The following is a 25,151-nucleotide window of genomic DNA, read 5'->3' as shown; positions in this document are numbered from 1 at the left end:
ATGTCCGACCGGTTAGCCTTGTTCTTCGGCAGGTACCCGTTCATACTTTGTTGCCATTCACAACAAATAGGGTGCCGGTGAGCCGCCAGCCGTCGCCCGCGGAACAGAAGGGGCGACGACGATGTCGACCAGGAACTCCGCCCGATGGCGGCGGACCGCCCGCCTGCTGGTGGCGCCCGCGGCTCTGCTCGTGGCCGGGGCCGTAGTGGCCGCACCGCAGGTCCAGGCCGCGCCCGCGGCACCACTCGCCGGCTTCACCGACGACTTCGACGGCGCGGCGGGCAGCGGCGTCGACGGCTCGAAGTGGGTCCACGAGACCGGCGACAACGTGAACAACCACGAGCGCCAGTGGTACACCGACGGCACCGCCAACGCGGCGCTCGACGGCCAGGGCCACCTCGTGATCACCGCGAAGAAGGAGAACAGCGGGAACAACTGCTGGTACGGCGCCTGCGAGTACACGTCGGCGCGGCTCAACACCTCCGGCAAGTTCACCGCGTCCTCCGGGCACATCGAGGCCCGGATGAAGCTCCCGCGCGGGCAGGGCATGTGGCCCGCGTTCTGGATGCTGGGTTCGGACATCGGCAACGTCGGCTGGCCGCAGTGCGGCGAGATCGACATCATGGAGAACGTCGGCTTCGAGCCGAACTCCGTGCACGGCACCATCCACGGCCCGGGCTACTCGGGTTCCGGCGGCATCGGCGCGGCCTACAACGGGCCGAACTTCTCCGACGACTTCCACACGTACGCGATCGACTGGTCGCAGGACAAGATCGTGTGGTCGGTCGACGGCAACGCCTACCAGACCCGCACGCCGGCCGACGTCGGCGGCAACCAGTGGGTGTTCAACCACGACTTCTTCGTGATCTTGAACCTCGCGGTCGGCGGCTACTGGCCCGGCGACCCCGACGGCAGCACCCAGTTCCCGCAGCAGCTCGTGGTCGACTACGTCCACGTGAGCTGAGGTTCAGACCAGCGGGACCGGCTTCTCTCCGCGCGCGGCGGAGGGGGGCCGGTCCCGCGCCATTCCCGGCCGGCCGCCCGGATGTCATGAAAGAGTCTTTCAGGTCGCCGGGCGCCCTGAAAGAGTCGTTCATGGCCGCCGGGGCCAGGCTTTGGTACAGAACCGGGACACTTCTGGTTCAGACCTGTCGAACAACCCCGACGGGCCGGCGACCTTCTCCGGACACAGTGATCGGTGTGCGCTTCCGCGGCGCACCCCGGCACCCGGAGGAAACCCATGGCCCGTACCCGCATCCGACCCGTCGCCGGCGGGATCGCCGCCGCCGTGGCGGTGGCGCTCGCCGCGGCCTGCTGGGTCCTCTTCCCGCCCACGGTCGACGGTCGTGCGAGTGCCGCGCGGCCCGTCGTCGACCTGCCGCTGCCGTGGCCGGCCGAAGGGCAGGCGAGCGCCGAGGTGCAGGGCCTGGGCTCGCTCGGCAGCCGCGGGGAGCAGCGGCCGGTGCCGATCGCGAGCGTCACCAAGGTGATGACCGCCTACGTCGTGCTGAAGGACCACCCGCTCGCCGCGGGCGAAGCGGGCCCGCGGATCACCGTCGACGAGCAGGCCGAAGCCGAGTCGACGTCGTCCGAGGAGTCGACCGCCCCGGTGCGGGCCGGCCGCGATATCAGTGAACGGGACCTGCTGGCGCTCATGCTCGTCCCGTCCGGCAACAACGTCGCCCGCCTGCTCGCGCGCTGGGACGCCGGCAGCCAGGACGCGTTCGTCGCGAAGATGAACCGCGCGGCCGCGGCTCTCGGCATGACCAGCACCACCTACACCGGGGCCAGCGGCGTCGAGGACTCGACGACGAGCACCGCCACCGACCAGCTGCGGCTGGCGCGCGAAGTGATGAAGAGCGACGTGATCCGGGAGATCGTCGGCACCGCGAGCCTGCGCGTCGACGGCGTGCCCGGCGACGTCGTCAACACCAACACCCTCCTCGGCCGCCACGGCGTGATCGGGCTGAAGACCGGCTCGTCGACCGCGGCCGGCGGGGCCCTGATGTGGGCCGCGCGGGCCGACGGCGGTCCGCTCATCCTCGGGGTCGTCCTGCACCAGAACCCGGGTGGCAGCCCGGCGGCCGGGCTGCGGGCCGCGCTGGACACCAGCGAGACGCTCATCTCGGCGATCCAGCGGGAACTGCCGGCGGCGACCCGGTGACGGCGACCCTCGAACCGGAGAAGACGGTGCCGGACCGCGGAACGTGGCGCCGCGGCCGGGTCATCGCGGTGTTCTCCGCGCTGACCGCACTGCTGCTGCTCGCGCACCCGCTGGTGCCCAACCGGGTGGGCAACGCCGGCAGCCTGCTGGAGACGTTCCTGCCGTGGACCGGCCTGCTCGTGCTGCCGCTGCTCGTGGCGGCGCTGGTCCGGCGGTCGGCGCTCGCGCTCGTGTCGCTGCTGCTGCCGGCGCTGGTCTGGGGCGGGTTCTTCGGCGGCAGGCTGTTCGACAAGACCGAAGCCGGCGGGGACCTGACGATCGTCTCGCACAACGTCAACGACGAGAACCCGGACCCGGCCGGCACCGCGCGGGCCCTGGCCGCCTCCGGTGCGCAGGTGATCGCCTTGGAGGAGCTGAAGAAGTCCGAGATCCCGAAGTACGAGGACGCGCTCGCCGCCGGCTACCCGCACCATTCGGTGCAGGGGACGGTCGGGATCTGGAGCACGTTCCCGCTGAGCGACACGCGGCCGGTGGCGATCATGCCGTGGACCCGCGCGCTGCGGGCCACAGTGGACACTCCGAAAGGCCCGGTGGCGGTGTTCGTGGCGCACCTGCCGTCGGTGCGGGTCCGGCTCGACTCGGGCTTCACGGCGAACGGCCGCGACGAGGCGATCGGCCTGCTCGCCGACGCACTGGCGGGGGAGTCGTCGCCGCGCACGGTGCTGGTCGGCGACTTCAACGGCACGGCCGACGACCGGGCGCTGGCGCCCGTCACCGCGCGGATGGAGTCGGCGCAGGACGAGGCCGGGGACGGGTTCGGGTTCAGCTGGCCCGCCGGGCTGCCGATGGCCCGGATCGACCAGGTCTTCGTGGCGGGTGTGCGGCCGGTGGCGGCGTGGACGTTGCCCGCGACCGGCAGCGACCACCTCCCGGTCGCGGCCAGCCTGGCGCTGTGACCCTGGGGGCGTCCGGACCCGGGGCCGAACATGCCTCCTGAACACCGGCGTCTCCCGCACCCGGTGAATTCCCCACGACCCTTCCCGCAGGTCGGGCCGCGAAGCCACGAGCACCGGCCCCTCCGGCGCACGTGACTAGACCGTTACGCGACCCGGTCTTGACCGCGCTGGTGTTATCGCTAACACTGACTCCTCGCCGCCACCCGGATGGGTGACGGGGACCACGTCGAAGCGGACGAAAGGGGACGCCGGTGGCCGAACGACCCCGCTCCGGCGGCCCGGTCCGGGTGCCCGCCACCGGTGCGCGGCAGCCCAGCCTGACCGACGTCGCGGGCGTGGCGGGCGTGTCGCACATGACCGTCTCGCGGGTCATCAACGGCACCGGTCCGGTGCGCCCCGAAACCCGCGCCCGGGTGCTCGCCGCCATCGAAGAACTGGGCTACCGCCCGAACTCCGCGGCCCGCGCGCTCGTCACCGGACGCACCGGCACGCTCGGTGTCGTCGCGCTCGAGTCCAACCTCTACGGTCCGGCCAGCACGCTCTACGGCATCGAGAACGCCGCCCGCGAAGCCGGGTACGCGATCACGATCTCCAGTGTCAGCCGTCCCGGCCGGTCGTCGATCGCCGACGCGGTGGAGAACCTCCGCCGCCAGGCCGTCGAGGGCATCATCGTCATCGCCCCGCACGTCACCGCGGGCCGCGCCCTGGAAGCCGCGCCCGCGGACTTCCCGGTCGTCGCCGTCGGGGGCGGGGAGGACGCGCCGGTCCCGGTGATCTCCGTCGACCAGCGCGACGGCGCCCGCCGCGCCACCGAGCACCTCCTGGCCCTCGGGCACCGCACTGTCTGGCACATCGCGGGGCCGGAAGACTGGCTGGAAGCCCGCGACCGCGAGCTCGGCTGGCGGGAAACCCTGGAACGCCACGGGGTGAACGTGCCCCGGGTGATCCGCGGCGACTGGAGCTCGCGCTCCGGCTACGAGGCGGGGCGATCCCTCGTCAAGGAACGCGACCTCGACGCCGTCTTCGCCGGCAACGACCAGATGGCGCTCGGCCTGCTCCGCGCGTTCGCCGAGGCCGGTGTCTCGGTGCCGCGGGACGTGCGCGTCGCCGGCTTCGACGACGTGCCCGAGGCGGCGTACTTCACGCCGCCGCTGACCACGGTGCGCCAGGACTTCATCGAAGTCGGCCGGCGCACGTTCGGCCTGCTCACCCAGCGGCTGGAAGGGGGCGACCGGCACACACGCGCCCTCGTCGTGCCCGAGCTGATCGTGCGCGAGAGCACCGGCCCGCGTTAGCGCCCTACGCGCGCCAGACCTGAGAAAACCAGCTCCGAATGTTAACGCTAACAGAAATGATCACCGTCGATCGAGGAGTGAACGTGCTGAAGAAGCGATGGGCCGCCGCGGCGGCCGCGGCGGCCGGACTCGTGCTGCTCACCGCCTGCGGGAGTGGTGGTTCCTCAGGCGGTTCCGGTGGGGCGATCACGCTCGGGTTCGCCCAGGTGGGCGCCGAGAGCGGGTGGCGGACGGCGAACACCAAGTCGATCCAGGAGTCGGCGAAGACCGCCGGCGTCGAGCTCAAGTTCTCCGACGCGCAGCAGAAGCAGGAGAACCAGATCTCCGCGATCCGGTCCTACATCCAGCAGAAGGTCAAGGTCATCGCCTTCTCGCCGGTGGTGGAGTCCGGCTGGGAGACCGTGCTCAAGGAGGCCAAGACGGCCAACATCCCGGTCATCCTCACCGACCGCGCGATCGACTCGCCGGACAAGTCGCTCTACAAGACCTTCCTCGGCTCGGACTTCATCGCCGAGGGCAAGAAGGCGGGGGAGTGGCTGACCAAGGAGTTCGGCACCGCCACCGGCCCGGTCAACATCGTCGAGCTGCAGGGCACCACGGGCTCGGCGCCGGCGAACGACCGCAAGAAGGGCTTCGCCGACGTCATCGCGGCGGACCCGAAGTACAAGGTCGTCGCCTCGCAGACCGGTGAGTTCACCCGCGCCAAGGGCAAGGAGGTCATGGAGGCCTTCCTCAAGTCCCAGCCCAAGATCGACGTCCTCTACGCGCACAACGACGACATGGCGCTCGGTGCCATCGAGGCGATCGAAGCCGCGGGCAAGGTCCCGGGCAAGGACATCAAGATCGTCTCGGTCGACGGCGTGAAGGACGCGCTGCAGGCGCTGGCCGACGGCAAGATCAACCACGTCGTCGAGTGCAACCCGCTGCTCGGCCCGCAGCTGATGGACCTGGTGAAGAAGGTCGCCGCCGGTGAGTCGGTGCCCGAGCGCATCGAGACCCAGGAGACCGAGTTCGACCAGGCGTCGGCGAAGGCCGCGCTGCCGCAGCGCCAGTACTGACCGTCCCCGCGTCCACCCCGGAGCACGCAATGCCTGAACCGCAGCCCATGGTGCGGATGAGCGGTATCCGCAAGGAGTTCCCCGGCGTCCTCGCCTTGGACGACGTCGCCTTCCGGATGTTCCCCGGCGAGGTCCACGCCCTGATGGGCGAGAACGGCGCCGGGAAGTCCACCCTCATCAAGGTGCTGACCGGCGTGTACGGGGTGGACGCGGGCACGATCGAACTGACCGGCGAGCCGGTTGCCTTCAGCGGGCCCGGCGAGGCCCAGCAAGCCGGCGTCAGCACGGTCTACCAGGAGGTCAACCTCTGCCCGAACCTGTCCGTGGCGGAGAACGTCTGCCTCGGCCGGGAACCCCGCCGCTTCGGCCGCATCCAGTGGGGCCCGATGCGGCGGCGGGCCGAGGAGCTCCTCGCGCGGCTGGACGTCCACGTGGACGTCTCGGCCGAGCTGAGCACCTGCTCCATCGCGGTCCAGCAGCTGGTCGCGATCGCCCGGGCGCTGGACGTCGAAGCGCGGGTCCTGGTGCTCGACGAGCCGACGTCCAGTTTGGACACCGGCGAGGTCGAGCAGCTGCTGAAGGTCGTCCGGTCCCTGCGCGAGCAGGGGCTGGCGATCCTCTTCGTCTCCCACTTCATCGACCAGGTCTTCGCCGTCGCCGACCGGATGACCGTGCTGCGCAACGGAAAACTGATCGGCGAGTACCGTACGGCGGACATCACGCCGGTCGAACTGGTCACCAAGATGATCGGCAAGGAGCTGCGCGTCCTCGAAACGCTGGAGGACTCCGGTCCCACCCGGGCCGAAGTCGCGGACGCGCCGGTGCTCCTGTCCGCCGAAGACCTCGGCCGCAAGGGCGGTGTCGAACCGTTCAGCCTCGACATCCACGCCGGTGAAGTCGTCGGGCTGGCCGGGCTGCTCGGCTCCGGCCGCACCGAGCTCGCTCGCCTGCTCTTCGGCGCCGACCACGCCGACAGTGGGTCCGTGAAGATCGACGGCGCCGCCACGAACCTGCGCACCCCGCGCGCCGGGCTCGACCACCGGATCGCGTTCTGCTCGGAGAACCGCAAGACCGAAGGCCTGGTCGAGGAACTGACCGTCCGGGAGAACATCGTCCTCGCGCTCCAGGCCTCCCGCGGCTGGGCGCGGCCGCTGTCGCGCCGCCGCCAGGACGAGATCGCGCGGAAGTACATCGAGACGCTCGACATCCGCCCCACCGACCCCGAAGCGCTGGTCGGCAACCTCTCCGGCGGCAACCAGCAGAAGGTGCTGCTGGCCCGCTGGCTCATCACCGAGCCGCGGCTGCTCATCCTCGACGAGCCCACCCGCGGTATCGACATCGGCGCCAAGACCGAGATCCAGCGGCTGGTCACCCAGCTCTCGGCCGACGGGATGGCCGTCGTCTACATCTCCGCCGAACTGGACGAGGTGCTCCGGCTGAGCCACCGCGTCGTGGTGCTGCGCGACCGGAAAGTGGTGGCGAAGCGGGAAAACCAGGGGCTCACCGCGGACGACGTCATGGCCACGATGGCCGAAGGGGTGCAGGCATGACCGCGTCGACGGGATTGACGGGATTGACGAAACACCGGCTCTTCTGGCCCGTGGTGGCGTTGCTGGCGCTGCTGGTGGGCGACCTCATCGCGAGCCCGGCGTTCTTCTCGATCGAGCTGCGCGACGGGCACCTCTACGGGAACCTCGTCGACATCCTGAAGAACGGCGCCCCGCTGATCCTCATCGCGATCGGCATGACGCTCGTCATCGCCACCCGCGGCATCGACCTCTCGGTGGGCGCGGTCGTCGCGATCAGCGGTTCGCTCGCCTGCCTCTGGGTCAGCGACAACCCGGACGGCATCGGCACCACGCTGGTGGCGTTCGGGCTGGCGCTCGGCCTCTCGCTCCTGCTGGGGGTGTGGAACGGCTGGCTCGTCGCGGTGCTGGGCATCCAGCCGATCATCGCCACGCTGATCCTCATGGTCGCCGGGCGGGGGATCGCGCAGCTGATCTCCGGCGGGCAGATCATCACGGTCAACTCCCACTCCTTCGAATGGATCGGCAGCGGGTTCCTGTTCACGCTGCCCGGTGCCATCCTCATCGCGCTGGCCGTGTTCGTGCTGGCGTCGCTGCTGGTCCGCCGCTCCGCGCTCGGCCTGCTCGTCGAGGCCGTCGGAGGCAACCCGGAGGCCAGCCGCCTGGCCGGCCTCCGCTCGGCGCGGCTGACCTGGCTCGTCTACGTCTTCTGCGCGCTGTGCGCGGGGATCGCCGGGCTGATGATCAGCGCCAACGTGCACAGCGCCGACGCCAACCACGCCGGGCTGTTCATCGAGCTCGACGCGATCCTCGCCGTCGTCGTCGGCGGCACGCAGCTGACCGGCGGCCGGTTCTCCGTGGGCGGCGCGGTGATCGGCGCGCTGCTCATCCAGACGCTGACCACCACCGTCTACGCCCTCGGCATCCCGCCCGAGGCGATCATGCTGTTCAAGGCCGTGGTCGTGCTGGCGGTGTGCCTGCTGCAGTCGCCCGCGTTCCGCCGCAAGCTCCGGCGCCGCCGGACACCCCGGCCCGGGCAGCCGGCTCCCGCACCCGCTCCGGAGAAGATCGAGGTCACGGCATGACCACCCTGGACCGCGTCCGCGGCTACCGGCCGAAGCAGCGGCACCTCGCCATCCTCGCCACGATGGCGCTGCTCATCGGCGCCTACATCTTCGGCGCGTCGAGCTACGAGGCGTTCGGGTCCGGGCAGGTCGTGCTCGACCTGTTCATCAACAACGCCTTCCTGCTCGTGGTCGCCGTGGGCATGACGTTCGTGATCCTCACCGGCGGCATCGACCTGTCGGTCGGGTCGGTGGTCGCCCTGTCCACAGTGGTCTCCGGGGACCTGCTGCAGAAGCACGGCTGGCCCGCGTACGCGGCGATCGCGGTGGTGCTGGTGATCGGCGCCCTGCTCGGCGCCGGGATGGGCGCGCTCATCCACTTCTTCGAGATCCAGCCCTTCATCGCGACGCTGATCGGGATGTTCTTCGCCCGCGGGCTCTGCTACACGATCAGCACGGAGGCCTACTCGATCGACAACGCGACGATCGCGACGCTCGCCCAGACGCAGATCCCGTTGGGCGGCGAGCTGCACATCTCGATCAGCGTGGTGGCCGCGCTGGTGGTCGTCGCCATCGCGGCCTACGTCCTGGCCTTCACGCGGTTCGGGCGGACGGTCTACTCGATCGGCGGCAACGCGCAGTCGGCGATGCTGATGGGCCTCAAGACCGGCCGGACGAAGATCGCGGTGTACACGATCAGCGGCTTCTGCTCGGCCCTCGGCGGGCTGCTGCTGGTGTTGTACAAGTCTTCCGGCGACCCGCTCAACGGCGTCGGCCTGGAGCTGACCGCGATCGCCGCGGTGGTCATCGGCGGCACCATCCTCACCGGCGGCTCCGGCTACGTGCTGGGCACCGTGCTCGGGATCATGGTGCTGGGCATCATCCAGACGCTGATCACCTTCGACGGCACGCTCAACTCCTGGTGGACCTCGATCATCACCGGCGCCCTCCTGTTCGTCTTCATCGTCCTGCAGCGCCTCGTCACCCGAGGGAGCCACCGATGAATACCCCTGCCTTCCGGCGCATCCTGGCCGCGCTCGCCGCGCTGACCTTGTTCGGCGCCCTGCCCGTGACGGCCGCCGCGGCCGATCCCGCCTCGGCGCTAGCCGGGCACTGGACGTTCGACGAAGGCAGCGGGACGACCGCGGCCGACACCGCGGGGGAGCACCCCGCCACCCTGAACACCGGCGCGGGCTGGGGGCCGGGGATCCGCGGCGGAGCCCTGACCACCGACGGCGCGGGCGGTTTCGCCGACGCCGGCGCGCCCGTGCTCGACACCACCCAGAGCTTCTCCGTCAGCAGCTGGGTCAGGCTCGACAAGATCTCGGGCTACCAGACGTTCGTGAGCGTCGACGGGAACCAGGTCAGCAACTTCTTCCTGCAGTTCCGCGACGACTCGCGCCGCTTCGCCTTCACGCGCCTCGCCGGGGACGCTCCGGCCGACGGCGTCGTCGCGTCGGCGAACTTCGACCCGGTCGTCGGCCAGTGGTACCAGCTGACCGGCGTGTTCGACGCCGCCGCGTCGACCCTGGCACTCTACGTCGACGGCACCCGCCAGACGACCGTCGCCGCGCCGGCCGGCTGGGCCGGCACCGGGCACCTGGTGATCGGCCGCGGCAAGTACGGCGGCAACCCGGTGGACTACGTCGACGGCACGATCGACGACGTCCGCGCCTACACCGGCGCGCTGAGCGCGGCCGATGCCGCCCGCCTGGCCATCGCCGGGCACTGGACCCTCGACGAAGGCACCGGCACCACCGCGGCCGACGACTCCCTCGACGCGCGCACCGCCACCCTGACCGGCGGCGCCACCTGGGGCGACGGTGTCGTCGGCCCGCACGGCGTCGCGTTCAACGGCACGGATGCCGCCGTCGAGGCCCCGGCCGCGATCGTCGACACCGCACAGAGCTTCTCGGTGTCCGCGTGGGTCAAGCCCACAACGGCCACCGGCTTCCGGACCGCGGTCAGCGTCGACGGCACGACGATCAGCGGCTTCTACCTCCAGCGCACCGCCGACGGCCGGTTCGCCTTCACCCGCCGCGCCTCCGACGGCGACTCAGCGTCGTTTGCCGCCCTCTCGACGTTGCCCGCTCAGGCCGACCAATGGCAGCACCTCGTCGGCGTCTACAACCGAGCAGCCGGCACGCTTTCCCTGTACGTCAACGGAACCCTGCAGCAGAGCGTTCCGTTCACCACGCCGTGGACCGCGGGCGGGCACCTGGTCATCGGGCGCGGCAAGTGGGCCGGCAGTCCCGCCGACTGGTTCGCCGGGGGAGTCGACGACGTCCGCGCGTACCCGACCCCGCTGACCGGGTCCGCCGTCGCCGCGCTCGCCGCGAGCGGGTCGTGGCACTTCGACGAGGGCACCGGCGCCGTCGCGCGCGACTCTTCGGCCAACGCGGCCGACGGGACGCTCCGCGGTGCGACCTGGACCGCCGGTGCGGCGGGCAAGGCCGTGCAGCTCGACGGCAAGTCCACTGTGGACATGGGCACCTCGCCCGCGTTCGACACGGGCACCGGCTCGCTCTCGCTGGCCGCGTGGTTCCGCACCACCGCGGACGGGACGCTGGTGGACCACGGCGACGGCTACGCGCTCGGCGTGACCGGCAGCAAGCTCGCCGCCCGCGTCGGCACGATCCAGGTGACCACGAACGGCGGCGGGCTCGCCGACGGCAACTGGCACCACGCCGCCCTGGTCCTCGACCGCGCTTCGCAGCGGCTCACCGTCTACGCCGACGGCGACGCGGCCGCGGTCACCAGCACCTGCGGCACCCCCACGGGCACCACGCTCGACGTCTCCGCGTGCCCGGCGTCGGGCGACAGCAGCGCCGCGTTCACCGTCGGCACCGGGTTCACCGGCGCGGTCGACGAAGTCGAGCTGCGCCGCTTCCCCCTCACCGCGGCGCAGGTCGGCACCCTCGCCGGAGCGAACCAGCTCGCGGTCGACGCCAACGTCGTCCGCGCCAACACCCGCCCGACCACCTACGGCTCGATCCTCGAGGACATCAGCCACTCCGTCGAAGGCGGCCTCTACGCCGAACTCGTCCGCAACCGGACGTTCAAGGAGACCTACCAGCGCGGCAGCGGCGCGGGCGATACGCCAGTGCCGTACTGGTCGCTGCTCACCTCGGCCGGAGTGACCGGCACGTACGGGATCGACACTGCCACCCCGCTCAACACCGCCCTCGACCGATCGCTGAAGCTGCACGCCGACGCGGTTCCGGCCGGTGGCCGGCTCGCGGCCGCGAACGTCGGCTTCTACGGCATCGCCGCGAAGCCGTCCACGAAGTACACCGGCAGCTTCTTCGCCAAGGGCACGTGGACCGGCGGCCTCCGGGTCAGCCTGGAGAAGCCGGACGGCACGGTGCTGGCGAGCAAGGACGTCCAGCCGGTCGGCGCGGCCTGGGCCCAGGAGACGTTCAGCTTCACGACGCCGTCCACGATCACCGCGTCCACCGACAACCGGATCGTCGTCTCGCTGGTGAACAAGAAGGGCAAGGCCGCCCTGAGCGGTGACGCCTGGTTCCAGCAGGTTTCGCTGTTCCCGCCGACGTTCAAGAACCACGGCGTCCGGCTGGATCTCGGGCAGAAGCTCGCCGCGATGAAGCTCGGCCTGTTCCGCGTCCCCGGCGGCAACTACCTGGAAGGCAACACCCTCGACACGCGGTTCGCGTGGAAGAACACCATCGGGAAGCCGGAAGAGCGGCCCGGCCACCAGAACACCGCGTGGGGCTACTGGTCCACCGACGGCTTCGGGATCCTCGACTACCTGAAGCTCGCCGAGGACATCGGTGCCCAGCCGCTGCTCGGGCTGTTCGCCGGCTACACGCTCAACGGCCAGCACGTCGACCAGGCCGACTACCCGCAGTACGTCCAGGAAGCTCTGGACGAGATCGAGTACGCCATCGGCGACGCCTCCACGACCTGGGGCGCCAAGCGGGTCGCCGACGGGCACCCGGCGCCGTTCGACCTGCGCTACGTCGAGGTCGGCAACGAGGACTGGTTCGACGGCTCGGGCAGCTACGCCTGGCGCTTCACCGACATGTTCGACGCCATCAAGGCGAAGTACCCGCAGCTGACGGTCATCGCCACGACCGGCGGCCTGCAGGGCGGCGCCGCGTCGAGCACGCCGACCGGGGTGCGCCCGGACGCCGTGGACGACCACTACTACCAGTCGCCGCAGTGGTTCACCGACAACTCGACCCGCTACGACACCGCCGACCGCAGCGGCCCGGAGATCCTCGTCGGCGAGTACGGCGCCCAGGACGGCCGGCCCACCGGCACCCTGGCCGCCGCCATCGGCGAGGCCGCGTTCCTCACCGGGCTGGAACGCAACAGCGACATCGTCATCGGCTCGATGTACGCGCCGGTGCTGGTGCACGAGAACCAGTCCAACTGGCCGGTCAACCTGATCGGCCTCGACGCCGGGAGCAGCTACGGCTCGCCGTCGTACTGGGTGCAGCAGATGTTCTCCAGCACGCTCGGCAAGCAGATCGTGACCAGCCGCCTCAACCAGGGCAGCCCGCTGCGCCAGGTCGTCAACGTGACCACCAAGGCGGGGAAGAAGACGTTCACGGTCAAGCTCGTCAACCCGACCGGGCAGGTGCAGACCGCGCGGCTGGCGCTGACCGGCGTCACGGCGGTCGACGGCACCGGGACGCTCACCACGCTCACCGGCGACCCGGCGGGGCGCAACAGCCTCGCCGCGCCGGCCGCCATCGTGCCGCAGACCAGGGAGATCACCGGGCTGGCGGCGACGTCGAAGCTGACGTTGCCCGCCAACTCCGTGACGACGCTCGTGATGACCGGCCGTTGAGCCGTACCGGAAAGGAAGCAGAAGTGTCAGCAGACCCTCTCGTCGTGGGCGTCGACTTCGGCACGCTCTCGGGGCGTGCGGTGGTCGTGCGCGTGGCCGACGGCGCCGAACTGGGCAGTGCGGTCTTCGAGTACCCGCACGGCGTGCTCGACGAGACGCTGCCCGCCACCGGCCGCGCGCTGCCGCCGGACTGGGCGCTGCAGGTGCCCGCGGACTACGTCGGAGTCCTTCGCAACGCCGTACCGGCGGCACTGCGGGACGCGGGCGCCGACCCGGCCGACGTCGTCGGCATCGCCACCGACTTCACCGCGTGCACCATGGTGCCGACGACCGCCGACGGCACGCCGCTGTGCGAGCTGCCCGAGTTCGAGGCCGAGCCCCACGCCTACGTCAAGCTGTGGAAGCACCACTCGGCCCAGCCGCAGGCCGTCCGGATCAACGACCTGGCCCGCGCCCGCGGCGAGAAGTGGCTGCCGCGCTACGGCGGGCTGATCTCGTCGGAGTGGGAGTTCGCCAAGGGCCTCGAAGTGTTCGAAGAGGCCCCGGCCGTCTACGCGGCGATGCGGCACTGGGTCGAGGCCGCCGACTGGATCGTCTGGCAGCTGACCGGGGTCTACGTCCGCAACGCGTGCACGGCCGGGTACAAGGGCATCCTGCAGGACGGTCAGTACCCGAGCCGCGACTTCCTCCGCGAACTGGCGCCGGGCTTCGAGTCCTTCGTCGCCGACAAGCTCGAACACCCCCTGGGACAGCTGGGTTCGCGCGCCGGCGGTCTCACCGCGGAGGCCGCCGCCTGGACCGGGCTGCCCGAAGGCATCGCGGTCGCCGTCGGCAACGTCGACGCGCACGTCACCGCACCCGCGGCGAACGCCGTCGAGCCCGGCCAGATGGTCGCGATCATGGGCACCTCGACGTGCCACGTGATGAACGGCGCCGAACTGCACGAGGTCCCCGGCATGTGCGGCGTCGTCGAGGGCGGGATCGTCCCCGGGCTGTGGGGCTACGAAGCCGGGCAGAGCGGCGTCGGCGACATCTTCGGCTGGTTCGTCGGGCACTTCGCGCACGAGGGACACGACCAGCTCACCCAGCTCGCCGCTCGCCAGGAGATCGGCGAACACGGGCTCGTGGCCCTGGACTGGCACAGCGGCAACCGGTCGGTGCTCGTCGACCACGAGCTGTCCGGCGTCATCGTCGGCCAGACCCTCGCCACCCGCGCCGAGGACGTCTACCGCGCGCTGCTCGAAGCCACGGCGTTCGGCACCCGCAAGATCATCGAGACGTTCGGCGAGGCCGGCGTGCCGGTCACCGAGCTGATCATCGCGGGCGGGCTGATGAAGAACACACTGCTCATGCAGATCTACGCCGACGTCACGAACCTCCCGCTGTCGGTCATCGGCTCCGCGCAGGGGCCCGCGCTCGGCTCGGCCATCCACGCGGCCGTCGCGGCCGGGGCCCACCCGGACGTCCGAGCCGCCGCCGCGGCGATGGGCTCGGTCGAGCGCGCGGTGTACCAGCCGGTACCCGCGCACGTCGCCGCCTACGACGAGCTCTACGCCGAATACACGACGTTGCACGACTACTTCGGCCGCGGCGCCAACGATGTCATGCACCGCCTCGCGGCCCGCCGCCGCGCAGTCGCGAAAGGAAGGTCCTGATGTCCTCCCTGACCGATGAGGTCCTCGACACCGTCGCCGAACTGCGGGAGACGGTGGCGAACCTGCACGGCGAGCTGACCCGCAACGCGCTGGTCATCTGGACCGCGGGCAACGTCTCGGCCCGGGTGCCCGGCCGCGAGCTGATGGTCATCAAGCCATCCGGGGTGTCCTACGACGACCTGTCCGCCGACACCATGGTCGTCACCGACCTGCACGGCGAGCTGGTCCACGGCGACCTGGCGCCGTCGTCGGACACCGCCGCGCACGCCTACGTCTACCGGCACCTGCCCGAGATCGGCGGCGTCGTGCACACGCACTCGACGTACGCCACGGCGTGGGCCGCGCGCGGCGAGCCGATCCCGTGCGTGCTCACGATGATGGCCGACGAGTTCGGTGGGGAGGTCCCGGTCGGGCCGTTCGCCCTGATCGGTGACGACTCCATCGGCCGCGGCATCGTCGAAACGCTGCGCACCAGCCGCTCCAAGGCCGTGCTGATGCGCAACCACGGCCCGTTCACCGTCGGCCGCACCGCCCGCGACGCCGTCAAGGCCGCGGTGATGGTCGAGGACGTCGCCCGCACCGTGCACAAGGCCTTCGAGCTGGGCACTCCCGAACCCCTCCCACCCGAGGACGTCGACCGGCTCTACGCCCGGTACCAGAACGTCTACGGCCAGCACTGAAACGTTTCTAGGAGAACGATGACCCGCGCGTCGAAACCCCAGCTCTGGTTCCTCACCGGCAGCCAGGCCCTCTACGGCGAGGAGACCCTCGAGCAGGTCGCCGGCCAGTCCCTGCGGATCCAGCAGCTGCTGGCCGCCTCCGGCGGGCTGCCGGCCGAGATCGTCGGCAAGCCGGTGCTGACCGAAGCGTCGTCGATCCGGCGGGTCCTGCAGGAGGCCAACGCCGACGCCGCCTGCGTCGGCGTCATCGCGTGGATGCACACCTTCTCGCCCGCGAAGATGTGGATCACCGGGCTGGACGCGCTGCGCAAGCCGCTGCTGCACCTGCACACCCAGCTCAACGAAGCCCTGCCGTGGTCCACGATCGACATGGACTTCATGAACCTCAACCAGGCCGCCCACGGCGACCGCGAGTTTGGGTTCATCCAGACGCGCCTGGGCGTGCCGCGCAAGACCGTCGCCGGGCACGTCTCCGACCCGGTCGTCGTCGCGCGGATCGACGCCTGGGCGCGCGCGGCGATCGGCGCCGACCACCTGCGCAACCTCCGGCTGGCCCGGTTCGGCGACAACATGCGCGACGTCGCCGTCACCGAGGGGGACAAGGTCGAGGCCGAGCTGCGGTTCGGCGTCTCGGTCAACACCTACGGCGTGAACGACCTCGTCGAACTGGTCGACCAGGTGTCCGATGTGGACTCCCTGGTGGCGGCTTATGCCGAGGACTACGACGTCGTCCCGGAGCTGGCGGCCGGGGGAGCGCGGCACGAGTCGCTGCGCTACGCGGCCAAGATCGAAGCCGGGCTGCGCAAGTTCCTCACCGACGGCGGGTTCGGCGCGTTCACCACGAACTTCGAGGACCTCGGCGGCCTGCGGCAGCTGCCCGGCCTCGCCGTGCAGCGGCTGATGGCCGACGGCTACGGCTTCGGCGGCGAAGGCGACTGGAAGACCTCGGCGCTGCTCGCCGCGGTCAAGGCGATGGGCGTCGGCCAGGACCGCGGCACGTCGTTCATGGAGGACTACACCTACCACTTCGGGCCGGGCACGCCGAAGATCCTCGGCGCGCACATGCTGGAGGTCTGCCCCAGCATCGCCGCCGCGAAGCCGTCGTGCGAGATCCACGCGCTGGGCATCGGCGGCCGCGAGGACCCGGTGCGGCTGGTGTTCGACGCCGCGCCAGGCCCCGGCGTCACCCTCGGCCTGGTCGACCTCGGCGACCGGTTCCGGCTGGTGGCCAACGAGATCGAGGTCGTCCCGCCGGACGAGCCGCTGCCGAACCTGCCCGTCGCGCGGGCGGTGTGGGAGCCGGCGCCGACGCTGGCGACCTCCGCCGAGTCGTGGATCACCGCGGGCGGCCCGCACCACACCGTGCTCACGCAGGCCGTGGGCACGGAGACCCTTCGCGACTTCGCGAACCTCCTCGGCGTCGAGCTGCTGGTGATCGACAAGGACACCACCCCGCACGGCTTCGCCGACCGCATCCGCTGGAACCAGGCGTACCACCGCCTCGCCCAGGGTTTCTGAGAAAGGAAGAAGGAACAATGAAGTTCACCAGAACACTCGCGGGGATCGCCGCCGCGGGACTCGTGCTCACGCTGTCGGCGTGCGGCTCGAGCGAGAAGACCGCGGACCAGGCGGCACCGTCGGGCGCGAGCGCGGCGGGCGGCCTGGTCGGCGTCACGATGCCGACGAAGTCGTCGGAGCGCTGGATCCACGACGGCGACAACATCAAGTCGGCGCTGGAGAAGCTCGGGTACAAGGTCGACCTGCAGTACGCCGAGAACGACATCCCGACCCAGGTGAACCAGATCGAGAACCAGATCACCAAGGGCGCCAAGCTCCTGGTCATCGCCTCGATCGACGGCACCGCCATCACCACGCAGCTGCAGGAGGCGGCCGACCGCAAGATCCCGGTCATCGCCTACGACCGGCTGATCCGCAACTCGCCCAACGTCGACTACTACGCGACCTTCGACAACTTCAAGGTCGGCGTCGAGCAGGCGAACTCGCTGGTCAAGGGCCTGGGCAACGGCCCGGGGCCGTTCAACATCGAGCTGTTCGCCGGGTCGCCCGACGACAACAACGCCACGTTCTTCTTCAACGGCGCGCTGTCGGTGCTCAAGCCGCTGATGGACAGCGGCAAGCTGGTGGTCAAGAGCACCCAGACGGACTTCGCCCGCGCGGCGATCCTGCGCTGGGACCCGGCCACCGCGCAGCGCCGCATGGAGGACCTGCTCACCAAGACCTACACCGGGGGCGCGAAGGTCGCCGGGGTCCTCTCGCCGTACGACGGCCTGTCGATCGGCATCCTCTCGGCGCTGAAGAGCAACGGCTACGGCACCGCCGGCCAGCCCTACCCGATCGTCACCGGGCAGGACGCCGAGGTCGCCTCGGTCAAGTCGATCATCGCCGGTGAGCAGTACTCGACGATCTTCAAGGACACCCGCATCCTCGCCGACACCACGGTGAAGATGGCCGACGCGGTGCTCAAGGGCGGCAAGCCCGAGGTCAACAACACGACCGACTACGAGAACGGCAAGAAGGTCGTCCCGTCCTTCCTGCTGCAGCCGGTCACCGTGGACAAGGCCAACTACCAGAAGGAGCTCGTCGACTCCGGCTACTACACGGCAGGTCAGCTGAAATGACCGAACTGCTCGGCATGCGCGGGATCACCAAGACCTTCCCCGGGGTCAAGGCGCTGTCGGACGTCACGCTGTCGGTGAACGGCGGCGAGATCCATGCGATCTGCGGCGAGAACGGCGCCGGGAAGTCCACCTTGATGAAGGTGCTTTCCGGCGTCTACCCGCACGGGACGTACGACGGTGAGATCCACTTCGACGGGCAGCGGTGCGAGTTCGGTTCGGTGCGCGACAGTGAGCGGCGCGGAATCGTGATCATCCACCAGGAGCTCGCGCTGTGCGGGCAGCTCTCGATAGCGGAGAACATCTTCCTCGGCAACGAACGCGGCAAGCGGGGCTGGATCGACTGGAACCGCACCAACCACGAGGCCGGCGCGCTCCTGCGGCGCGTCGGCCTCGCGGAGAACCCGGTGACCCCGGTGCGGGACCTCGGCGTGGGCAAGCAGCAGTTGGTCGAGATCGCCAAGGCACTGTCCAAAGAGGTCCGGCTGCTGATCCTCGACGAGCCCACCGCGGCGCTCAACGACGAGGACTCGGCGCACCTGCTGGACCTGCTGCGTGAGCTGCGCGCCGACGGTGTCACGTGCGTGATCATCTCGCACAAGCTCGGCGAGGTGACCGCGATCGCCGACACCGTCACGATCCTGCGGGACGGCCGCACGATCGACACCCTCGACGCGGCCGGCCTGACCGAGGAACGCATCATCACCGGCATGGTCGGGCGCGACCTCGAGCACCGGTTCCCGCCCCGGGAGCCGGACATCGGCGAAGAGGTGCTGCGGATCGAGGACTGGACGGTGCACAGCCCCACCCAGGCCGGCCGGGTCGTCGTCGACCACGCGTCGCTTTCGCTGCGGCGCGGGGAGATCGTCGGGCTGGCCGGGCTGATGGGCGCGGGCCGCACCGAGCTCGCGATGAGCGTGTTCGGCCGGTCCTACGGCAAGGACATCTCGGGGCGGATCGTCAAGCACGGGAAGGAGATCGACGTCCGGTCGGTGCGCGACGCCGTCCGCCACGGCATCGCGTACGCCACCGAAGACCGGAAGCGCTACGGGCTCAACCTGATCGAGGACATCCAGCGCAACGTGTCCGCGGCCGGGCTGGGCAAGCTGGCCAAGCGCGGCTGGGTCAACGAGCACGCCGAGCACGACACGGCCGTCGGGTTCCGCCGCGACCTCTCGATCAAGGCGCCGACCGTGCGCAGCGTGACCGGGAAGCTCTCCGGCGGCAACCAGCAGAAGGTCGTGCTGGCCAAGTGGATCTTCACCGACCCGGACGTGCTGATCCTCGACGAGCCGACCCGCGGCATCGACGTCGGCGCGAAGTTCGAGATCTACACGATCATCAATGAGCTGGCCGCGCAGGGGAAGGCCGTGCTGGTCATCTCCTCCGAGCTGCCGGAGCTGCTCGGGCTCTGCGACCGGATCTACGCGCTGTCGGCGGGGCGGATCACCGGCGAGGCGACCCGCGAAGAAGCCACCCAGGAACTGCTCATGCAGTACATGACCAAGGAACGGCAATGACCACGACCGACGCGCGTCCCGACGCGCCCCCGGCCGAGCGCTCCGCCCGGCGGATCTCGATCAACCCGCGCCAGAGCGGGATCTACGTCGCGTTCGCGCTGATCGTGGTGTTGTTCGAGGTGCTCACCGGCGGCGCGCTGCTGGAACCGCAGAACATCTCCAACATCATCGTGCAGAACTCCTACGTGCTGATCCTCGCGATCGGGATGATCCTGGTGATCATCTCCGGGCACATCGACCTGTCCGCCGGGTCGGTCGTCGCGATGACCGGCGCGGTGTCGGCCGTGCTGATGGTGAACTGGCACCTGCCGTGGTTCTGGGCGGTGCTGGCCACTCTCGTCGTCGGCGCGGCGATCGGCGCGTGGCAGGGCTACTGGGTCGCCTACTTCGGGATCCCGGCGTTCATCGTGACGCTGGCCGGGATGCTGGCGTTCCGGGCGCTCACCCTGACGGTGCTGGGCAACCAGGGCATCGGCCCGTTCCCGGACACGATCCGCACGCTGTCCAACGGCTTCACCGACGGCTACCTGGGCAACATCGGCCTCGGCCCGCTCGGCGGCGCCGACCTGGTGTCGCTGCTCGCCGGCGTCGTCGCGGTGGCCGGGATCGCGTTCACCCAGTGGCGCAAGCGCTCGGCGCGGCTGGGCTACGGCCAGGACGTGGACCCGTTCGGCGTCTTCGTGCTGAAGATCGCCGGGATCGCGGTGCTCGTGCTCGCCCTGGTGGTGCAGCTGGCGCGGTTCAAGAACCTGCCGTGGGTGCTGATCCTGCTGGCGGTGCTGGTGCTCGGGTACTCGCTCGTGGCGGGGAAGTCGGTGTTCGGCCGGCACATCTACGCCGTGGGCGGCAACCTGCAGGCCGCGACGCTCTCGGGCGTCAAGGTCAAGTCGGTGACGTTCTGGATCTTCGTCAACATGGGCGTGCTGGCGGCCCTGGCGGGGATCATCTTCGCGGGCCGGCTCAACCAGGCGGGCCCGACGGCCGGCGTGAACTTCGAGCTGGACGCGATCGCGGCGGCGTTCATCGGCGGCGCGGCGGTCCAGGGCGGCGTGGGCAAGGTGGTCGGCGCGATCACCGGCGGGTTGATCATGGCCGTGATCAACAACGGGATGTCGCTGATCGGCGCACCGAGCGAGCGGGTGATGCTGGTGAAGGGCGTCGTGCTGCTGGCGGCGGTGGCGTACGACATCTGGACGAAACGCCGCGCGGCTTCCTGAGTTCCGTGGCGAAAGGGGCTTTCCTGCTCGGGAAAGCCCCTTTCTTTTCGAAGTTCTCGAATTGCTTGACCAAGTGGTAACGGGACGGTCATAGTGCTGGTGAATCCCTCACCGACGGAGGACTTCCCCCATGCGCAAAGTCGTGCGTTCCCTTGCCGTTTCCCTGATCGTGGCGGCTTCGGTGGCCGCCTCGGCCGGCGTGGCGTCGGCGGCGACGTGGTCGTCGTCGGACCAATGGGCGACCTGGTCGAATGGTGGCTACACCCTCCGCAACGACGTCTGGGGCAGTGGTGCCGGGCCGCAGACGATCTGGGCGAATTCGTATTCCAACTGGGGCGTCTGGTCGAATCAGCCGAACACCGGCGGGGTGAAGTCGTACCCGCATGCGGCGAAGAACGTCGGCAAGAAGCTGAGCGCGCTGAGCCGGGTGTCCAGCAGCTTCACCGTCACCCGGCCCGGCAGCGGTGCGTACGAGACCGCGTACGACATCTGGGCGGACAACAACGCCTACGAGACGATGCTGTGGATGGACAAGCAGGGCGCGGTCGGCCCGCTCGGCACGAAGCAGACGACCGCGACGGTCGGCGGGCACACCTGGGACGTCTACAAGGGATCGAACGGCTCGAACGCGGTGTTCTCGTTCGTGCGTACGTCGAACACGAACTCGGGCACCGTCGACGTCCTCGCGGTGCTGAACTGGATCCGCGCCCGCGGCTGGTTCGGCGACGTGACGCTCGGCGAAGTCCAGTTCGGCTTCGAGATCACCTCGTCCGCCGGTGGCCTGGACTTCGCCGCGAACAGCTATTCGGTCACGGTCTCCTGAATCCGGTCACTGCCGGCAGCGCTGGCCGCTGTTGATGCACTTGACGACCTGGTTCATCAGCCGCTGGCCCATGACGTTCGCGAAGTCGTCGTGGTCGGACCGCGGGTTGTGCTTCTCCTCCGGGAAGGCGTCCACTTTGTACTGGCCCTTGACCTGGATGTCGTGCGGGATGTCGTAGACCAGCTTCATCACCAGCTGCGGGACGTTCTTGAAGCCCTGCGGGCACTTGCCCTGCTGGTCGGCGAACACGATGTGCGTGCGGTGGTTCGCGCTGTCGATGTTCTTGCCGTCCCAGCAGTTCGGGAAGGCATGGATCCGCTCGACCTTGCTGTTCGGCGGGCAGATCGGGTAGTGGTCGGTGAGCCGGTCCTCGAACCCGGTGCACGTCCAGCTCGCCCGCGCGTTGGCCGGGCCGTTCGCCTGCTCCTTCGCGTCCCCGTAGAGGATCCGGAGGAACTGCGGCATCGCGACGACCTTGTTCGCGCCGCCGCTGGTGAACGAGATGGTCGCGGACCGGACGCGCTGGATCTCGCCGTCGTTGCCGGCCACCTCGTTCTGGTCGTCGACGCCGGGCAGCTCGGCGGGCTGGCCGGTGCTGTTCTGGCCGCCGTTGTCGAGGCCGCCCTGGCCGTTCTGCTTGAGCACGCACGCCGCGAGCCCGCCCAGGTTCGTCGGCTTCGCGGCCCGGCGGCCGATCGCGATGGCGATCCGGTCGATCGTCGCGGCGCGCTTGTCCTTCAGCGGGCCCACCACGGCGTTCTGGATGTCCTGCGGGGTCTTCAGATCGCCCTTGGCGATCCGCGCGTTCGCCTCGTCGATCTGCGTGTCGAGCAGGTCGAGGTTGCGGTTCACCTCGTCCATGGCCTGGTCCGGGACGTCGGGGAGCTTGCTCGCGACGTCCGGGCAGTCGACCTGGCTGCTCGCCTTGTCGTCCGCACTGCCGCCGCGATCCGGCTGCGTGGCGGGCGGGTTCTCTGCTTCCTCTTCGCCGGTGTCGATGCGGACGACGGGCCAGAAGTAGGCGGACTTGTCGCCGTTCTTGCAGGTGGTCCCGGCTTTCGCCAGGCTCTTGTTGGTCGAGTCGGCGTTCGTCGAAAGGTTGCCGACGTAGTCGTGCAGGTGCTGGGCGCCGTTCTTGACGCCGGGCTGGGCGATGAAGTTGTCGGGGTTGAAGTGCTGGTTCTCGTTGCGCCCGCAGTCCACGGTGAACGTGCCGCGCGCACCCTTGCCCTGCAGCGCCTTGTTCACGTTAACACCAGCGGGCACCTTCGCGATGTCGATGAAGAACGACGCGTCGGCGGGATCCGCGCTGGCCTCGCCGGTGCGCCCGGCCGTGGTCGCGACGACGATGCCGCCGACCGCGAGCGCGAGGGCGAGGCCGCCGGTCGCGATCTTGGTGCGGCGGGTGATGCGATGTCTGCCCGTGGCGGGGGAGGTTTTCCGGGGCATGGTCACCTTCTTCGGTTTTCCGGGCGCGACGGAGTGCGACTGCGTGCCCGATGGGGAGACGCGCGGAACCCGGGGGAGTGCCATTGCGGGCGCGGGAATCGGGGAACCGCGCCTGGTGTCACTGGTTCCGGCACTGGCTGAAACGGCTCTGGCGCGAGGCCGGTTCACCACGCCCATCCCGCGTTACCGTTTCGTTATTTATGGAAAGTGAAGAAAGTTCACGTCTGGGAGTGTGATCGTTAACATCGGCGGCATGCCCGTGGACGACGCAGGTCCCCTCCGCACCCCGGTCCGGCGGGGCACGCTCGGCGTGATCGCCACGGGGACCGCCGCGTCAGGGCCGGTCCTGAACGGCCTGCGCGCGGCCGCGCGGGAACACGGGTACGTCCTCGTCGTCTTCAGCGTGCCCGCGCGCGGCCGGTCCGCGGTCCCGGCCGCCGTGGCCGGCCTGCGGCTGCAGGGCGTGGCGGGGATCGTCCTGCTCGACCCGCACCTCGCCGCCGAGCTGCCGCCGGTCACCGGCGTCCCGCTCGTCCCGGCCGCGTCCGCCGACCAGTACGAAGGCGCGCGAAGAGCCACCGAGCACCTCCTCGAAATCGGCCACCCGACGGTGTGGCACGTCGGCGGCCCCGAGGACGGGTCGATCGCCCGCGCCCGCGAGCGCGGCTGGCGCGAGACCCTGGAGCGGCACGGCGCCGAGGTGCCGCCGGTGGTCCGCGGCGACTGGTCGGCCCGCTCCGGCTACCGGGCCGGGCAGTCCCTCGCCGTCGAAGCGGGGGTGTGCGCGGTGTTCACGGCCAACGACCACATGGCGCTGGGTCTCCTGGCGGCGTTCACCGAAGCGGGGATGCGGGTCCCGCGCGACGCCCACGTCGTCGGCTTCGACGACGTTCCCGAGGCGGCCTACTACGCGCCCCCACTGACGACGGTTCGGCAGGACTTCGCCGCCGCGGGCCGCCTGACCATGGCGGTACTCGCCGCCCGCATCGACGGGCTCGCGGCGCCGGGTGACGGCGCGGTCCGGGCCGAGCTGGTGGTGCGGGAAAGCAGCCGCCCGACCCGGGCCTGACCGCTACGCTGGCCGGATGGCGCGCACCTGGGGGACTTCGCCGGCTTTCGACGCGGCGCTGGCGGAGGTGGCGCGCCGGGCCGGGGAGTTCACCCGGCGGCGGCACGTGCCGCGGGACGTCGTCGACAAGTTCCGCCTCGCCGGGTTCTACCGCGCGACCACGCCGAAGCGCTTCGGCGGCGACGCGCGGCCGCCCGCGGAGTTCCTCGGGATGGTCGAGCGGATGTCCGAAGTGGACGGATCCGCCGGCTGGGTCGCGAGCTTCGGCGCTTCGGGCGTCTACCTCGCCGCGCTGCCACCCGAGACGCAGGAGCGGCTCTACGCCGACGGCCCGGACCTCGTGTTCGCCGGCGCGCTCTTCCCCGTGCAGCCGGCCGAAGAGGTGCCGGGCGGGTTCCGGGTCCGCGGGCAGTGGCGCCTGGCCAGCGGCTGCCTCGCCGCCGACTACCTCGGCGTCGGCATCGGGCCGGGCGGCTCGGGCCGGCCGCGCACCGCGGTCCTGCCGGCGGCGCGGGCCGAGGTCGTCGACACCTGGGACGCGGTCGGGATGCGCGGCACCGGCAGCCACGACCTGCGGGTGGACGACGTCGTCGTGCCGACGGACTGGACGTTCGTCCGCGGTGGCGGCGCGACGATCGACGAACCGCTCTACCGCTACCCGGCGCTGGCCTACGCCGCGCAGGTGCTCGCGGTGGTCAACCTCGGCATCGCGCGCGCGGCGCTGAACCACGTGACCGGGTTCGGCGCGGACCGCGCCGGGCTCACCGGCGGGCCGGTGCTCGCGGATCGCGCGTACGCCCGGATCGCCCTCGCCAAGGCCGAAGCGGACCTCCGTTCGGTGCGCGCGTTCTTCTACGAGGCCACCGAAGAAGCCTGGGAAGCGGCCTCGACGGGCACCCCGGGGCCGGACCAGGTGAGCCTGCTCCGGCTGGCGGCCGTGCACGCGGCCCGCGTGGGTTTCGACGTGGTGCGGGCGGCGTACGCGCTGGGCGGCACGTCGGCGATCGAGGCGGACCACCCGCTGCAGCGGCACCTGCGCGACGCGGCGGTGGTCCCGCAGCACGCGTTCCTGACCGAAGGCATGTACGACGCCGCGGGCGCGGTGTTCCTGAGCGCGCAACCCTTTCCGGGGTACCTCTAGCGCGTGCGGTGGTCGCCGAGGTCGCGAATGACTCATTCGCGGCCGCCGCCGGGCCGCAATAGGAATAACGGACGGTTGGGAG

The 25,151-nt window shown here is 70.5% G+C and carries 18 protein-coding genes and 1 pseudogene; 18 read left to right on the top strand and 1 reads right to left on the bottom strand.

The window, feature by feature from the left end; all coding sequences use genetic code 11:
* Nucleotides 1-121: 121 nt before the first annotated feature.
* The 16 genes and pseudogenes from AB0C38_RS17020 to AB0C38_RS16945 all read left to right on the top strand — a co-directional run.
* Nucleotides 122-961: pseudogene (locus AB0C38_RS17020) on the top strand (glycoside hydrolase family 16 protein); the annotation flags it as partial.
* Nucleotides 962-1,240: 279 nt separating this feature from the next.
* Complete coding sequence (locus AB0C38_RS17015; RefSeq protein ID WP_360673473.1) at nt 1,241-2,164, top strand: serine hydrolase; 924 nt, start codon at nt 1,241-1,243, stop codon at nt 2,162-2,164.
* Complete coding sequence (locus tag AB0C38_RS17010; protein WP_360673470.1) at nt 2,161-3,120, top strand: endonuclease/exonuclease/phosphatase family protein; 960 nt, start codon at nt 2,161-2,163, stop codon at nt 3,118-3,120. The genes AB0C38_RS17015 and AB0C38_RS17010 overlap by 4 nt, the downstream gene beginning before the upstream one ends.
* Nucleotides 3,121-3,371: 251 nt before the next feature.
* Nucleotides 3,372-4,415 carry a LacI family DNA-binding transcriptional regulator gene (locus AB0C38_RS17005; protein ID WP_360673466.1) on the top strand — a complete coding sequence of 348 codons (1,044 nt, stop codon included), beginning with the start codon at nt 3,372-3,374 and terminating at the stop codon, nt 4,413-4,415.
* A gap of 77 nt (nt 4,416-4,492) precedes the next feature.
* The gene (locus tag AB0C38_RS17000; protein WP_360674136.1) at nt 4,493-5,473 is read left to right on the top strand and encodes an ABC transporter substrate-binding protein; all 981 of its coding nucleotides are present in this window, start codon (nt 4,493-4,495) and stop codon (nt 5,471-5,473) included.
* Nucleotides 5,474-5,520: 47 nt separating this feature from the next.
* Complete coding sequence (locus AB0C38_RS16995; protein WP_360674134.1) at nt 5,521-7,023, top strand: sugar ABC transporter ATP-binding protein; 1,503 nt, start codon at nt 5,521-5,523, stop codon at nt 7,021-7,023.
* Nucleotides 7,020-8,084, top strand: a complete 1,065-nt coding sequence (locus AB0C38_RS16990) for an ABC transporter permease (RefSeq protein WP_360673463.1) — start codon at nt 7,020-7,022, stop codon at nt 8,082-8,084. The genes AB0C38_RS16995 and AB0C38_RS16990 overlap by 4 nt, the downstream gene beginning before the upstream one ends.
* The gene (gene yjfF / locus AB0C38_RS16985) at nt 8,081-9,067 is read left to right on the top strand and encodes a galactofuranose ABC transporter, permease protein YjfF (RefSeq protein ID WP_360673460.1); all 987 of its coding nucleotides are present in this window, start codon (nt 8,081-8,083) and stop codon (nt 9,065-9,067) included. Before AB0C38_RS16990 ends, yjfF begins: the two co-directional genes overlap by 4 nt.
* Complete coding sequence (locus AB0C38_RS16980) at nt 9,064-12,879, top strand: LamG-like jellyroll fold domain-containing protein (RefSeq protein ID WP_360673457.1); 3,816 nt, start codon at nt 9,064-9,066, stop codon at nt 12,877-12,879. The genes yjfF and AB0C38_RS16980 overlap by 4 nt, the downstream gene beginning before the upstream one ends.
* A 23-nt stretch (nt 12,880-12,902) precedes the next feature.
* Nucleotides 12,903-14,534, top strand: coding sequence for a ribulokinase (gene araB / locus AB0C38_RS16975; protein ID WP_360673454.1), 1,632 nt, complete (start codon nt 12,903-12,905; stop codon nt 14,532-14,534).
* Nucleotides 14,534-15,214, top strand: a complete 681-nt coding sequence (locus AB0C38_RS16970) for an L-ribulose-5-phosphate 4-epimerase (protein ID WP_360673451.1) — start codon at nt 14,534-14,536, stop codon at nt 15,212-15,214. The genes araB and AB0C38_RS16970 overlap by 1 nt, the downstream gene beginning before the upstream one ends.
* Nucleotides 15,215-15,232: 18 nt before the next feature.
* Nucleotides 15,233-16,732, top strand: coding sequence for an L-arabinose isomerase (araA, locus tag AB0C38_RS16965; RefSeq protein WP_360673449.1), 1,500 nt, complete (start codon nt 15,233-15,235; stop codon nt 16,730-16,732).
* Nucleotides 16,733-16,749: 17 nt separating this feature from the next.
* On the top strand, nt 16,750-17,853 hold the full coding sequence (gene chvE, locus AB0C38_RS16960) for a multiple monosaccharide ABC transporter substrate-binding protein (RefSeq protein WP_360673446.1): 1,104 nt from the start codon (nt 16,750-16,752) through the stop codon (nt 17,851-17,853).
* Nucleotides 17,850-19,370: a multiple monosaccharide ABC transporter ATP-binding protein gene (mmsA, locus tag AB0C38_RS16955; RefSeq protein WP_360673443.1), complete on the top strand. Its 1,521-nt coding sequence runs from the start codon at nt 17,850-17,852 to the stop codon at nt 19,368-19,370. Before chvE ends, mmsA begins: the two co-directional genes overlap by 4 nt.
* On the top strand, nt 19,367-20,587 hold the full coding sequence (gene mmsB, locus AB0C38_RS16950) for a multiple monosaccharide ABC transporter permease (protein WP_360673440.1): 1,221 nt from the start codon (nt 19,367-19,369) through the stop codon (nt 20,585-20,587). The genes mmsA and mmsB overlap by 4 nt, the downstream gene beginning before the upstream one ends.
* A gap of 130 nt (nt 20,588-20,717) precedes the next feature.
* Entirely contained in the window at nt 20,718-21,410 is a 693-nt protein-coding gene (locus tag AB0C38_RS16945) for a hypothetical protein (RefSeq protein ID WP_360673438.1), read from the top strand.
* A 6-nt stretch (nt 21,411-21,416) separates the two neighbouring features.
* On the opposite strand, the gene AB0C38_RS16940 is transcribed toward AB0C38_RS16945, so the two are convergent.
* On the bottom strand, nt 21,417-22,859 hold the full coding sequence (locus tag AB0C38_RS16940) for a DUF1996 domain-containing protein (protein WP_360673435.1): 1,443 nt from the start codon (nt 22,857-22,859) through the stop codon (nt 21,417-21,419).
* 253 nt (nt 22,860-23,112) lie between these two features.
* Between AB0C38_RS16940 and AB0C38_RS16935 the strand changes: the two genes are divergently transcribed.
* Both AB0C38_RS16935 and AB0C38_RS16930 read left to right on the top strand, forming a co-directional pair.
* The gene (locus tag AB0C38_RS16935; RefSeq protein WP_360673432.1) at nt 23,113-23,928 is read left to right on the top strand and encodes a substrate-binding domain-containing protein; all 816 of its coding nucleotides are present in this window, start codon (nt 23,113-23,115) and stop codon (nt 23,926-23,928) included.
* Nucleotides 23,929-23,944: 16 nt separating this feature from the next.
* Complete coding sequence (locus AB0C38_RS16930) at nt 23,945-25,069, top strand: acyl-CoA dehydrogenase family protein (RefSeq protein WP_360673429.1); 1,125 nt, start codon at nt 23,945-23,947, stop codon at nt 25,067-25,069.
* Nucleotides 25,070-25,151: the final 82 nt, after the last annotated feature.

Source organism: Amycolatopsis sp. NPDC048633 (assembly GCF_040650695.1).
Classification (GTDB): domain Bacteria; phylum Actinomycetota; class Actinomycetes; order Mycobacteriales; family Pseudonocardiaceae; genus Amycolatopsis.
The sequence above is the reverse complement of the archived record's forward strand: the minus strand, read 5'-3'. Positions and strand labels throughout refer to the sequence as shown.